The sequence below is a fragment of the uncultured Tenacibaculum sp. genome, assembly GCF_947495995.1.
Classification (GTDB): Bacteria; Bacteroidota; Bacteroidia; order Flavobacteriales; family Flavobacteriaceae; genus Polaribacter.
Genome location: NZ_CANMAX010000009.1, coordinates 80745 through 93572 on the forward strand (window position 1 = coordinate 80745; position 12828 = coordinate 93572).

The 12828-nt window shown below is 30.8% G+C and carries 12 protein-coding genes; 4 read left to right on the plus strand and 8 right to left on the minus strand.

The features are described from left to right. The first annotated feature begins 63 nt into the window (after positions 1-63). Positions 64-1344 (plus strand): ornithine--oxo-acid transaminase, encoded by a 1281-nt coding sequence (gene rocD, locus Q1A15_RS18095; RefSeq protein ID WP_299627355.1) that lies wholly within the window; start codon positions 64-66, stop codon positions 1342-1344. A gap of 57 nt (positions 1345-1401) precedes the next feature. On the opposite strand, the gene Q1A15_RS18100 is transcribed toward rocD, so the two are convergent. The 5 genes from Q1A15_RS18100 to Q1A15_RS18120 form a co-directional block, all read right to left on the minus strand. Further along, on the minus strand, positions 1402-4377 hold the full coding sequence (locus Q1A15_RS18100) for an AAA domain-containing protein (protein WP_299627357.1): 2976 nt from the start codon (positions 4375-4377) through the stop codon (positions 1402-1404). Between the two features lie 179 nt (positions 4378-4556). After that, the gene (locus Q1A15_RS18105; RefSeq protein ID WP_299627359.1) at positions 4557-4892 is read right to left on the minus strand and encodes a CCC motif membrane protein; all 336 of its coding nucleotides are present in this window, start codon (positions 4890-4892) and stop codon (positions 4557-4559) included. A 15-nt stretch (positions 4893-4907) separates the two neighbouring features. Continuing rightward, entirely contained in the window at positions 4908-5171 is a 264-nt protein-coding gene (locus Q1A15_RS18110; protein WP_299627361.1) for a DUF2752 domain-containing protein, read from the minus strand. Positions 5172-5222: 51 nt separating this feature from the next. Continuing rightward, on the minus strand, positions 5223-5597 hold the full coding sequence (locus Q1A15_RS18115) for a VOC family protein (RefSeq protein ID WP_299627363.1): 375 nt from the start codon (positions 5595-5597) through the stop codon (positions 5223-5225). Positions 5598-5607: 10 nt separating this feature from the next. Continuing rightward, positions 5608-5931 (minus strand): YbaB/EbfC family nucleoid-associated protein, encoded by a 324-nt coding sequence (locus Q1A15_RS18120; RefSeq protein WP_299627365.1) that lies wholly within the window; start codon positions 5929-5931, stop codon positions 5608-5610. 66 nt (positions 5932-5997) lie between these two features. Here Q1A15_RS18120 and Q1A15_RS18125 point away from each other — a divergent pair, with 66 nt between their 5' ends. Both Q1A15_RS18125 and Q1A15_RS18130 read left to right on the plus strand, forming a co-directional pair. Next, positions 5998-8160, plus strand: coding sequence for a S9 family peptidase (locus Q1A15_RS18125; protein WP_299627367.1), 2163 nt, complete (start codon positions 5998-6000; stop codon positions 8158-8160). Positions 8161-8266: 106 nt separating this feature from the next. After that, on the plus strand, positions 8267-9283 hold the full coding sequence (locus Q1A15_RS18130) for a cysteine synthase family protein (RefSeq protein ID WP_299627369.1): 1017 nt from the start codon (positions 8267-8269) through the stop codon (positions 9281-9283). Here the strand turns inward: Q1A15_RS18130 and Q1A15_RS18135 are convergent. Continuing rightward, positions 9258-10532 (minus strand): DUF1343 domain-containing protein, encoded by a 1275-nt coding sequence (locus tag Q1A15_RS18135; protein ID WP_299627371.1) that lies wholly within the window; start codon positions 10530-10532, stop codon positions 9258-9260. The genes Q1A15_RS18130 and Q1A15_RS18135 overlap by 26 nt on opposite strands. A gap of 4 nt (positions 10533-10536) precedes the next feature. Here Q1A15_RS18135 and Q1A15_RS18140 point away from each other — a divergent pair, with 4 nt between their 5' ends. Further along, positions 10537-11769, plus strand: coding sequence for an FtsX-like permease family protein (locus Q1A15_RS18140; RefSeq protein WP_299627373.1), 1233 nt, complete (start codon positions 10537-10539; stop codon positions 11767-11769). Positions 11770-11774: 5 nt separating this feature from the next. On the opposite strand, the gene Q1A15_RS18145 is transcribed toward Q1A15_RS18140, so the two are convergent. Together Q1A15_RS18145 and Q1A15_RS18150 are read right to left on the minus strand one after the other, a co-directional pair. Further along, positions 11775-12197: an SRPBCC domain-containing protein gene (locus tag Q1A15_RS18145; RefSeq protein WP_299627375.1), complete on the minus strand. Its 423-nt coding sequence runs from the start codon at positions 12195-12197 to the stop codon at positions 11775-11777. 59 nt (positions 12198-12256) lie between these two features. Further along, the gene (locus Q1A15_RS18150; protein ID WP_299627376.1) at positions 12257-12826 is read right to left on the minus strand and encodes a Crp/Fnr family transcriptional regulator; all 570 of its coding nucleotides are present in this window, start codon (positions 12824-12826) and stop codon (positions 12257-12259) included. Between the last annotated feature and the right edge of the window lie 2 nt (positions 12827-12828).

Sequence of the window (12828 nt, forward strand, 5' to 3'; positions counted from 1 at the left end):
CTTCGAAAGAATAAAGGTACAGTAGGAATGGTTATTTTATAAATTTTTAAAAAAATTAAGGAAATGGCTGTTTTAGAAAAATTAACGTCACAGCAAGCAATCGATTTAGAAAACAAGTATGGAGCTCACAACTACCACCCGTTACCAGTTGTATTAAGCAAAGGTGAAGGAGTGTATGTTTGGGATGTAGAAGGAAAGAAATATTACGATTTCCTATCAGCGTACTCTGCAGTAAATCAAGGTCATTGTCATCCGAAAATTGTAGATGCAATGGTAAATCAAGCAAAAACATTAACCTTAACATCTCGTGCGTTTTATAACGATATGTTAGGTCAGTATGAAAAATTTGCAACTGAGTATTTTGGTTTTGATAAGTTATTACCGATGAACACAGGTGCAGAAGCTGTTGAGACTGCTTTAAAAATTTGTAGAAAGTGGGCTTACGAGGTAAAAGGAATTGATGAAAATGAAGCAGAAATTATTGTATGTAAGAATAATTTCCACGGAAGAACTACAACAATCATTTCATTTTCTAATGATCCTGTAGCACGTAAAAACTTCGGACCTTTTACAAATGGATTCATTAAAATTGAATACGATAATTTACAAGCTTTAGAAGAAGCGTTAGTGAATAACAAGAATGTAGCTGGATTTATGGCAGAACCAATTCAAGGTGAAGCTGGGGTTTATGTACCTTCTGAAGGATATTTAGCTGCTGCGAAAGCATTATGTGAAAAATATAACGTGTTATTCATTGCAGACGAAGTACAAACAGGAATTGCTAGAACAGGACGTTTATTAGCAACTTGTGGAAACTGTTCTTGTGAAGATAAAAACTGTTCTGGAACTCCAGATGTAAAACCAGACATTTTAATCTTAGGAAAAGCATTAAGTGGAGGAGCTTATCCAGTATCTGCAGTTTTAGCAAATGACGAAATTATGAATGTAATTCGTCCTGGAAACCATGGTTCTACTTTTGGAGGGAATCCAATTGCTGCTGCTGTTGCAATAGCTGCTTTAGAAGTTGTAAGAGATGAAAACTTAGCTGAAAATGCAGATCGTTTAGGAAAGATTTTCCGTGAAGAAATAGGGAAGTTAGTAGACGAAACTGAATTGGTAACTTTAGTAAGAGGTAAAGGTTTATTAAATGCTATTGTGATTAACGATTCTGAAGAAAGTGATACTGCTTGGAATATTTGTATGCGTTTAAGAGATAACGGATTGTTAGCTAAACCAACTCATGGAAATATTATCCGTTTTGCACCACCATTAGTAATGAATGAAGAAGAACTTAGAGATTGTATTTCTATTATCAAGAAAACAATTTTAGAGTTTGATAAATAAAATATTACACTTTAATTAAAGAAAAAGCCTCACAATTTTGTGAGGCTTTTTTTATGATTAATTGGTGGTTTCGTAAATATTTAAATGTTTTTTCAATATTCCTGAAGGGGTGTTTTTTGTCTCATCGAAAATTCTAGTATCTCCAAATAAAATAAAACTGTCTTTTGCACGAGAAACAGAAACATTAAGCATGTTTGGTTTATTATCTTTTTCAAAAAACATGGTTCCTTCATCTTCATTAGTGTACACAGAACTAAATAAAATAATACTTCGTTCTGCACCTTGTAAAGCATGTACAGTTCCAAGTTTAATGTCGTTTACTTTAAAACCAGCTTCTAGTAATGCCTTTGAAAGCTCTCCTTTCTGACTAGCAAAAGGTGTGATAATTCCTAAAACTTCTTCAACGCGTTCAACATCATAAGCTTCTTTTATTCTCTCCTTATTTTGTTGTAACCAAGTTATAATTGCTTTTACTTCTTGAACATTCTGTCGACTATTGTATTTACGTTCACTTACACCTTCGATATGATAGGCCATCATTGATGGAAAAGCTTGTCCTTCTCTTGCTTTTCCTTTCATAGGTTTTAAAATACCTCCATAGGCCAATTCGTTACAGAAGTTTATAATTTCATCATTACAACGTCTATGCTCTAATAAGATCAACCCTTGTTCTTTTGTATTTGCAATTGGAGTTTCAAATTCACAAGAATTTTGAGCCATTTTCATAATACATCCGTTAGATGCCAAAACTCCAGAGTTTTCTAAATACTCCATGTCTTGATCTTGTTGAATGATATTTAAGCTCGATAAATTACCTCTATCAATTCGAGAAGGAATAGACCAAATAGGTTGAATTTGTTTTAAATCTCCAACAACGAAAGCTTTTTTGGCAATAGCAAATACAGGAATACTAACTTCAGGAGTTACTTGTCCGGCTTCATCAATAATTAATAAATCGAGGAAGTTATACAGTGGGAAATATTTGAAAATCGGTTTTCCGTTTTCGTTTTCTCCTTGATATTGACTATATAAAAAGTGACTCGGAGCCATATAAAAAGTAGCAACGAAACACGGAGTTAACATTGCTCTTCGTTTCCATTTGAGCATTATTGCATGTTCTCCAGTTCCTCGTTCTGTGTCTTCTTCTAAAGCTTCTCTTGTGGCTAATAACCATCTTCCTTCCCAGTAATGAGTAGCTAGTAAGAATGCTTTATGGCGCAAAGAAATATCTAATTCGTCATAATAAAAACGAGGTGTTGGATTTTTTGAGTTTAACTTCTCAAACTCCGAAGCCCATAAATCGTCTTCTTTAGTAATCGGGAAACTTTGCATATTCATTTTTTGACGCCAATTTTTTAGCTTCAAATTAGATTGTAATGCAATGTTTAAATAATTGATTAACTCTTTTAAATACGTATTAGTTCTCTCTTTATCTGTGATGGTGCTTTCATCAATTTTAAAAATCCATTCGTTGCCATCAATATTTTCTTCAAAGTTAACTTTGAAATATTGTTTTACAAGTGATAAAAAGTCTGGTTTTTTATAACTAGCTTTTAAAGAACTTAAAATAGTTCTCCATTCTGTAAGCTTAGTGATATTAAAGTTTTCTCGGGATACATGATTTTCTTCATGTAATAACGAGCTGTTTATTTTTTTAATTGAATTTATATGATTTCTAGGATAATCGACACTATCAATCAAGAGTTCTTCAATAATGATGATTTCATCTTGAATATGATGAATTGCATCTTCTAAAGAATTACTCTGTACATTGAAATAGTTGCAATATTTTGTTAAGAAATAATATTCGGCTTCATCTAAATATTCTTCATTTTCAAGATTACACAAAGTACCTTCATGACCGAATAAATTTCCCTTTAAGAAATTAATATCACCTAAGTATTTTTCATTCTTTCCGTTGGAAGGAAGGTAAGTAGCATAACCTTTAAAATCTGGAACCCAACGTTCAGATAATTCTTCTAAACTACTTTTTGAGTTGATAAAACTATCAATGATATTTGTTACAGCCTGATTGTTGTTAGAACAAGCTAAAACAATCGGAGGTTCATCTCCAATGATTGCACTTTTTACGACTTCTGTAGCAACTAAACTTTGTAATAATGTTGTTTTACCAGTTCCCGGAGGTCCGTTTACGGCTGTTACAGAATTTTCTTCTCCGGCTAAATAAGACAATAATGTTTTACGTTGACTTACAGATAAAGGAAATTCATTAGACATTTGTCCCAAATGAAGATGATTGTAATTTAGAAAATCTTCATCTGTAATTGCATCTCGTTTTTCTATTTGTAACGGATCAATTATTTTCGAGAGTAAAGGTAATTCCTCATCATACTCAATTAAGTTTTCATACAAAAACAAAATACTTTTTGCCGTAGATATTTTAGAACTAACCGCGAAATAAGTTAGTTTAAACTGAGTAGTATATCGATCTACTTTATAATTGAATAAATTTTTATAGGTAATAGCTTCAAAAACCTCGTTGATATAATCCCAATATTCATCCCAAGGCACAACTTCATCTTCATATTCTGGCATTGGAGGTTCGATTTCTTTAGCATCTAAAACCGTATCTATAGAAGTGAAAATAAAATCGTTTTTCACATCAGCCATTGGTGTCATATAATTACGAACAATCAATGGGAAAATATCTTTAGGAGCAGATAACTGACCTAATCGATTCACTGAAGCATAAATCCAAAAAGGATGAATAATTCGTTGTTTAAATTTAGGGTTATCAGTTTGATATTCTAAATGAAAAGGAGCGATTAAGATTTTAGTTTTATCTATTTCGTGCCAATTGCTACTATCTTTTTTTAAAATACCACGAAGTCTGTTAATTCTTCTTTCTTCAGCATCTATAAGTTCTGTAGCTTGTTTAGCGTTAATAATAGCGTTGCTAAGATCAGAATTGTTTTGATATTGTAAGTTCTTAATTTTAGCAATATCTACAGCTAAATTCTCGCTATCTGTTAAACTATTTTTATAGTAATGTAACCAGTTTTTTTCTCCCATTATTTAATCCCCGTAATCTTACAAAAGGTGGCGAAAATAGGTTATTTTAAAAATAAGAAGTGATTTTTTGAGTGTTTTTTATTAACGAAAAAAGCAAACTTTTTAAAGTTTGCTTTTTCGTATTGTTGAAAGTGAGTGATTTCCTCACTTTATAATATTCGATAACAGAAAAAAGTTTTTTACTGCATTTGTTCTAATCGTTCACGCATTAATTCTGGATCTTGTAAAGCATCCCATCCAATCATAGAAACTGCCCAAAAAATTAAAGAAATGTAAAGTACACTTAAAGCAATACCAATAATAGCCATAATAAACCCAACATTTAAGTTGGAATAATTTGTATAAATTGATGGATTAGCTAAATATAAATCTTTATCCTTTTTATGTAAGATTAATGCTACTACGCCAAGTAAAATACCAGGTAATCCGTAACAACAGCATCCTAATATTGATAAAATTCCAAGCACTAATACAACATTAGCATTAGGTAAAGTTCTTTCTTCTAATTCGAACATAATTTGTGAGTTTTTTTAATTGAAAAATATTGTATTCATTTTAATTAAATACGCTATAGTTATCGTTATAACATTAATAATAGCAATAATAAGTAAAATTTTAACAGTGATCTTTTTTTTGAATATGAAATGCGCAATAACAGCTAAAAAGAAAAGAATCGAAGTATAAATACCGGGAAACATATGAAATGCTTCTTTAAATTCACCTTTATAAACTAATACAGATGAACGTTGGAAACCACAACCCGGACAGTCTATTCCAAAAATCTTTTTATTCATGCATGGAAGCATGTGACTCTCGATATTTTTTTCTGGCTCTTTATGCATACTTTATATTTTCCATGGCGGATTAATTCTGTTTTCACCACCATAAAATAATATAAGTTGATTTCCATCTACATCTTTTAATCGAGCTTCTCGCCATAGCCATGTTTGATCTACAGGATCTTGATCAAATACAATTCCTTGTTTTTTCAGTTGCTCAACATACTCATCTAAATTCTCACACTCGAAATAAACATAAACTCCATCTCCTTTTGGTAATTCTTCAACTAAATGTAATGAAAAAGTTGAATTTCCATCAGGACATACAAATCTTGCATAATGAGGTAAAGCATCTACAATAAGAGTTAAACCTAGTTTTTGGTAAAAAGCAACCGACTTAGATAAGTCTAAAGAAGGAACAGTAATTTGATTCAGATTCATAGCGTAAAAATTATTTAAACATGTCCATTCCTGGAATGTTAGGCATTCCACTTTTAGCAGCTACAGCCATTTCTTGTTCGTTAATTTCTCCAGCTCTTTTTAATGCTTTATTTAGTGTTAAAACTAAATAATCTTCTAATTCTTCAGCATCTTGTAATAAACTATCATCAACAGTAATTGCTTTAATTTCTCTATTAGCAGTAACTGTAACTTTTATTTTTCCTTCAGCTCCACTTTCATCAATCAAAACAGTATTTAAACGTTGTTTTGTTTCTTCAACTTTTTGTTGTGCTTGTTTAAGCTTATCCATCATTCCAGATAAATCTCCGAACATATGTAATTGTGTTTTAATAAAATTCAACTACAAAATTACTACAATACTTAACTAAAAATTAGTGAAATGAGAAAAAAACTTGTTTTCAGTATCGCTTTAAGTGTTATTTTTGCTTCCTGCAAAAAAGAAAAGATGGCAAATAAAATTATACCTCCTTTAGCACCTAAAAAACCAGAAACATTAGAAAAACATGGTGATGTTAGAATTGATAATTATTTCTGGATGCGTTTATCAGATGAACAAAAAAACGCAGAAAATAAAGACGAGCAAACTCAAGAAGTTTACGATTATTTAGAAGCTGAGAATACTTACTTCGATAATGTAATGGGACATACAAACGATTTTCAATCTTCTTTATTTGAAGAGATGAAAGGAAGAATTAAAGAAGACGATGAGTCGGTTCCTTATAAAAAGAATGGTTACTTCTATATTACTAGATATGAGAAAGGACAGCAATATCCTATATATTCTAGAAAGAAAGGTAGTTTAGAAGCGGAAGAAGAAATTATGTTTGATGTTAATAAAGAAGCAGAAGGACATGATTATATTCAGTTGGGCGGACTAAATGTAACTTCAGATAATAAGTTGGTAGCTTATGCAACAGATACAGTAAGTAGACGACAGTATTTTATTAAAGTAAAAAACCTTGATACAGGTGAAATTTATGATGATAAAATAGAGAATACAACAGGGGGAAGTGTTTGGGCTAATGATAATAAAACATTATTCTATACTAAAAAAGATCCTGTAACATTAAGAAGTTCTAAAATTTATAAGCATGTTTTAGGTACAGATACTTCTGAAGATGTATTAGTATTTGAAGAGAAAGATGAAACTTTCGGAACTTTTGTAACCAAAACAAAATCGAGAAAATATTTAGTAATTGGATCTTACAGTACTGTTTCTAGTGAATATCAAGTTTTAGAAGCTGATAATCCAAATGGTGAGTTTCGTTTAATTCAGCCACGTGAGCGTGATTTAGAATATGATATAGCTCACTATGAAGATCATTTCTATATCAAGACAAATATGAATGGAGCAACTAACTTTAAAGTTATGAAAACTCCAGAAGATAATACAGCTAAAGAAAATTGGGTAGATGTGATTCCGCATAGAGAAGATACTTTCTTGGAAGATTTCTCAATTTTTAAAGATTATTTAGTTCTTGAAGAAAGAAACAATGGATTATTCAAAACAAGAATAAAACGTTGGGATGGAACTGAAGATTACTATTTACCTTTTGATGAAGAAACATATTCTGCAGGTGTGTATTCAAATCCAGAGTTTGATACAGATGTAATTCGTTATTCATACAATTCAATGACGACTCCAAGTTCTGTGATTGATTTCAATATGAAAGATCAATCCAAAGAAATAAAAAAGGAGCAAGAAGTATTAGGCGGAAAATTCGATAAAAATAATTACGAAAGTAAGCGTTTATGGGTAACTACCAGAGATGGTAAAAAAGTTGCACTTTCTATTGTTTACCGAAAAGATACTAAAATAGACGAAAATACTCCAGTGTTACAATATGCATATGGTTCTTATGGATATACGGTTTCTGATGGATTTTCAACAACACGTTTAAGTCTGTTAGACCGAGGTTTTATTTTCGCTTTAGCACATATTAGAGGGAGTCAATATTTAGGAAGAGAATGGTATGAAGATGGAAAAATGTTGAATAAGAAAAACACGTTTAACGATTTTGTTGATTGCTCTAAATATTTAATTGATAACGGATATACTTCTCCAAAGCATTTATATGCAATGGGAGGTTCTGCTGGAGGTTTATTAATGGGAGCTGTAGTAAACATGGATTCTGAATTATATAACGGAATTATAGCTGCTGTACCTTTTGTTGATGTAATTTCTACAATGTTAGATGATAGTATTCCATTAACGACTGGAGAATATGACGAATGGGGAAATCCAAACGATAAGCAATATTATGATTACATTAAATCGTATTCACCATACGATCAAGTAGAAGGAAAATCATATCCAAATATGTTGGTAACTACAGGATTACACGATAGTCAAGTGCAATATTGGGAACCAGCGAAATGGGTTGCAAAATTAAGAGAAGTAAAGACAGACGATAATCTATTATTCTTACATACGAATATGGAAGCAGGTCATGGAGGAGCATCTGGTAGGTTCGATTCTTTAAAAGAAACTGCTAGAGAATATACTTTCTTATTAGCATTAGAAGATAAGTTAGAAAAATAATTATATTTTTGCCCTCGATTGAGTAAGTGTAAGCGTTATTGTAAAAACAAACATCTCAATTACAATTAGATGATAAATTTTGCAATAACGTTTCTTTATATATAGAATGGATAGGAACAAAGCAATAGTAGATTCGATTTTAGATTTAGTAGGAGAGACCCCGATTGTTAGATTACATAACATAACTAAAGAGTTACCAGGGGAATATTTCGCAAAGCTAGAATCTTTTAACCCAGGACAGTCAGCAAAAGATAGAATTGCACTTCATATTATAGAAAATGCTGAAAAGAAAGGTATTTTAAAACCAGGAGATACTATTGTAGAAACTACTTCAGGTAACACAGGATTCAGCTTAGCAATGATAAGTCTAGTAAAGGGCTATCGTTGTATTTTAGCTGTAAGTGATAAATCTTCAAAAAATAAGATTGATGTTTTAAAAACAATGGGAGCAGAGGTACATGTTTGTCCTGCAAATGTGGCAGCTGATGATCCTAGATCTTATTACGAAACTGCGAAGCGAATACATCGTGAAACTCCAAACTCTATTTACATCAATCAATATTTTAATGAGTTAAATATAGAAGCTCATTATGAGACAACCGGACCAGAAATTTGGAAACAAACGGAAGGTAGAATTACACATTTAGTTGTAGCTAGTGGAACAGGAGGAACTATTTCTGGAACAGGAAGATTTTTGAAAGAACAAAATCCAGATATTAAAGTTTTAGGAGTAGATGCAGTTGGTTCTGCAATTAAAAAGTTTCACGAAACAAAAGAGTTTGATCCAAACGAAATTTCACCATATAAAATTGAAGGTTTAGGAAAAAACTTAATTCCTACTTCAACAGATTTTGATGTCATAGATATTTATGAAAAGGTAACTGATGAAGACGCAGCATTAGCAGCAAGAGAACTAGTTCGTAACGAAGGTTTATTATGTGGTTATACATCTGGAGCTGTAATTCAAGCAACACAGCAATATGCCGAAAAAGGAATGTTTAAATCGGATAGTTTTGTTGTTGTAATTTTACCAGATCATGGAATTCGTTATATGGATAAGATTTATTCTGATGAATGGATGAAAGCTCAAGGGTTTTCTATTCGTCGTAAAGTAAATATCTAGCTCTTACTTTCTTAAATTCTTCAAGATCTTTTTGCCAAGTTTTTCTGATTTCTTCTTCAGATAAACCATCTTCAATTTGTTGTTGTAATTGTTTAGTTCCAGCTAATTTAGTGAAGAAAGAAGTGAAAAATACTTTTTCTTTTGAGTATTCTTTATGAGCATTATAGAATTCAATTAACCATTGTAAATTTAGCTGTTGTAATCTCTCTTCCGAAGATAAATCGTAACCGTAACATTCTTTGTTTTCATGTTTTGGGTATTTAGCACCTTCATTTGGTTTTGGCGTAAAATTATAATGGTGTCTTTTTAAATGATGAAATGGACTACCAACAATCTGAAATTGTTTAGATGTTCCTCTACCAACAGAAACATTAGTTCCTTCAAAGAAGCAAAGACTTGGATATAAATTGATAGAATTATCATTTGGTAAGTTTGGTGAAGGCTTAATTGGTAAACTGTACGTAGAATGATGCGTGTAATTTTTGATCGGTACTACAGTTAGATCACACTGAATTCCATTTTTTAACCACTTTTCTCCGTTAATCATTTTACCATATTCACCAATTGTCATTCCATATACTACAGGGACTTTATGCATTCCAATAAAACTTTTGTGTTCAGTTTCTAACATTGGCCCATCTACATAATGACCATTAGGATTTGGTCGATCTAAAACAAGTAAAGGAATATTATTTTCAGCACAAGCTTCCATTACATAATGCAACGTAGAAATGTAAGTATAAAAACGTGCGCCTACATCTTGAATATCAAAAATCATGAAATCGATACCTTCTAATTGTTTAGCAGAAGGCTTTTTGTTTTTTCCGTATAAAGAAATAATCGGCAATCCAGTTTTAGTATCAATACCATCTTTTACCTTTTCACCTGCATCAGCTTTACCTCTAAATCCGTGTTCAGGAGCAAAAACTTTTATCACATCAATTGTATCAGAATTGTGTAGATAATCAACTAAGTGAATACCTTTAATTTCTGGATTAAACTTCGAAATTTTATTAATCACAGAAGTTTGATTTGCAATAATTCCTACTTTCTTTCCTATAATTTTCGGAATATAAATTGCAGTTTGATCAGCTGCGGTAACTATTATGGTATCTTTTTCTTCAGGAATAATTTCTGTTTCCTGGTTCTTTTGAGGTGAAACTTCTGAAGTTTGTTTACAAGAACTAAGAAAAAAAATCGTAGTTAAAAACAAGAATAAATATGTACTTTTGGTTGTATTAAAAAACATTTCTTTGAATTACGAATTATTTATTGCAAAACGTATAATTGCTGGTAAAGAGCATAAAAATAGTATTTCATCACCAATAATAAAAATAGCGATCGTTGCTATTAGTTTAGGTATTGCTATTATGTCTATTTCTGTATCGGTAAGTTTAGGTTTTAAGAATAAGATTCGAGAAAAAATTGCAGGATTTAAAGGACATGTTCAGATCACAAATTATGATAATAATTTTTCAGATGTTTCTACAGTTCCAATAGATCTGAATCAGGATTTTTATCCTAATTTTAAAAACGTTTCTGGGATAAAAAAAGTACAACCTTACATTAACAAAGCCGGCTTAATTAGAACGAAATCCGATTTTCAAGGAGTTGTTTTTAAAGGTGTAAATAAAGATTATGATTTCTCATTTTTCAAAGATTTTTTAGTTGAAGGAAGATTACCAAACTACGATCAACCAAGAAATAGAGAAATTTTAATCTCTAAATCAGTTTTAGATCAGTTACAATTAAATTTAAATGATACTATAAATATTGGTTTTCAAGTGGAATCTTCAACCGGATTTAAATCTAGAAAACCTGTAGTTGTTGGAGTTTATAAAACTGGTTTTGCTGAATTTGATAATTCTATTATTGTTGGTGATTTGAAAGAAGTACAACGAATTAATAGATGGAAAGATAATGAAGTTGGAGGATTCGAAGTATTAATTGATGATTTTGATCTTTTAAAAGAAAAAGGGGAGGAGATTAATTTAAATATTAGTCCGACTTTACAAGCAAGTACTTTATTACAGAATTTCTGGCAACTTTTCGATTGGCTAAAACTTTTTGATAATAATGTTTGGTTTATTATTGGAATAATGATTTTAGTTGCTGGAATAAATATGATAACTGCGCTATTAGTACTTATTCTAGAGCGTGTACAAATGATCGGGATTTTAAAATCCTTAGGTAGTAAGAATAAAGAAATTCGAAAAGTATTTTTATACAATGCAGGATATTTAATCTTAAAAGGTCTTTTCTGGGGAAACCTCATCGCTTTTGTGTTGTTGTTAATTCAGAAATATTTTAAAGTAATTGGATTAGATCCGCAAACATATAACGTATCTACAGTACCAGTAGAATTTAACTTCTTTTACTTGTTTTTACTTAATATAGGAACGTTGTTATTGTGTTTAGTGATGTTATTGGTTCCATCAATGATTATATCTAAAATACAACCTTCAAAAGCGATTAAATTTGAATAGTAATTTTAAACTCGTTCAGCAATTTCTTTTAACGCTTTGTTCATACTGATAAAACCATTTCTGACTTCTGTGTGAATCTTCTTTGAAAATAAAGGAACTAAGATTCCGAAGAATTTTTCAGAGTGAATAAAAGTTGTAGTTCCATCTTTATTGTCTTCTAGTAAAAATCGATGTTTTCCATCAAACAGGCCGTTAAAAAGTAACTTTCCTTTCCATTTTAATTCTTTGTTGATGTTATATTCAAGAATAATAGGAGAGAATTGCATAGAACCGATTTGAACATGAAGTTTTTCTCCTTTTTTAGGAACCCCAGTTATACTTGTAATAAAAGGATTCCAGTTTGAATAGTTATTAAAATCTAAGAGAATACTCCAAACTTTTTCTGGTGAAGCATTTATTTGAGTTGAGGTAGTAATTTCTGTTCTCATGAGTTATAGTTTATGAAAACAAATTTCTGAAAGAATAGAACTGTTACTCTTGATATAAATCAAGAATTATGTTTTTTACGAATTCTACTTAAAGTTTCAGGAGTCATTCCTAACATAGATGCTAAATATTGCAAAGGAACTTCGTTGAATAATGTTTTATTTTGACTGAAAAACTTCAAATAACGTTCTTCAGAATTTAAGGAAAGATGATCAAAAACTCGATTTTCAAGAATAGTAAAACAGCTAGCAACAAACTTTTTCTCAATTTGATACCAATTAGGTAAAATTTGATAAAGCTTTTTATAGTTTTCTTTGGTGATAGTGTACAATACACAGTTGTTTAAAGCCTGCATATTCCATCTTGATCTTTGATCAAAAATAAAGCTATGTAAATCTGTAATAAAATATCCTTCGGTAGAAATCCATTGTGTAACTTCTTTATCGTTCTCTGTTGCATAAATGCGTATGAATCCACTTTTAATAAAGCTTAACTTTTCGCAATACTGACTTTTCTTAACAAAGTAACTTCCTTTAGCTAATTCAGTTTTCGAGAACAAATGTTCAATAGCTACAAATTCATCTGGAGTAATACCAAAATAAGATTGAATTTGTTGTTGTAATGCAACCATGT

Coding starts and splice junctions, on each gene's coding strand:
- Q1A15_RS18150 (WP_299627376.1), bottom strand. CDS start 12,826: ATGGTTGCATTACAACAACAAATTCAATCTTATTTTGGTATTACTCCA.
- Q1A15_RS18100 (WP_299627357.1), bottom strand. CDS start 4,377: ATGGGAGAAAAAAACTGGTTACATTACTATAAAAATAGTTTAACAGAT.
- Q1A15_RS18125 (WP_299627367.1), top strand. CDS start 5,998: ATGAGAAAAAAACTTGTTTTCAGTATCGCTTTAAGTGTTATTTTTGCT.
- Q1A15_RS18110 (WP_299627361.1), bottom strand. CDS start 5,171: ATGAATAAAAAGATTTTTGGAATAGACTGTCCGGGTTGTGGTTTCCAA.
- Q1A15_RS18120 (WP_299627365.1), bottom strand. CDS start 5,931: ATGTTCGGAGATTTATCTGGAATGATGGATAAGCTTAAACAAGCACAA.
- Q1A15_RS18130 (WP_299627369.1), top strand. CDS start 8,267: ATGGATAGGAACAAAGCAATAGTAGATTCGATTTTAGATTTAGTAGGA.
- Q1A15_RS18115 (WP_299627363.1), bottom strand. CDS start 5,597: ATGAATCTGAATCAAATTACTGTTCCTTCTTTAGACTTATCTAAGTCG.
- Q1A15_RS18145 (WP_299627375.1), bottom strand. CDS start 12,197: ATGAGAACAGAAATTACTACCTCAACTCAAATAAATGCTTCACCAGAA.
- rocD (WP_299627355.1), top strand. CDS start 64: ATGGCTGTTTTAGAAAAATTAACGTCACAGCAAGCAATCGATTTAGAA.
- Q1A15_RS18135 (WP_299627371.1), bottom strand. CDS start 10,532: ATGTTTTTTAATACAACCAAAAGTACATATTTATTCTTGTTTTTAACT.
- Q1A15_RS18105 (WP_299627359.1), bottom strand. CDS start 4,892: ATGTTCGAATTAGAAGAAAGAACTTTACCTAATGCTAATGTTGTATTA.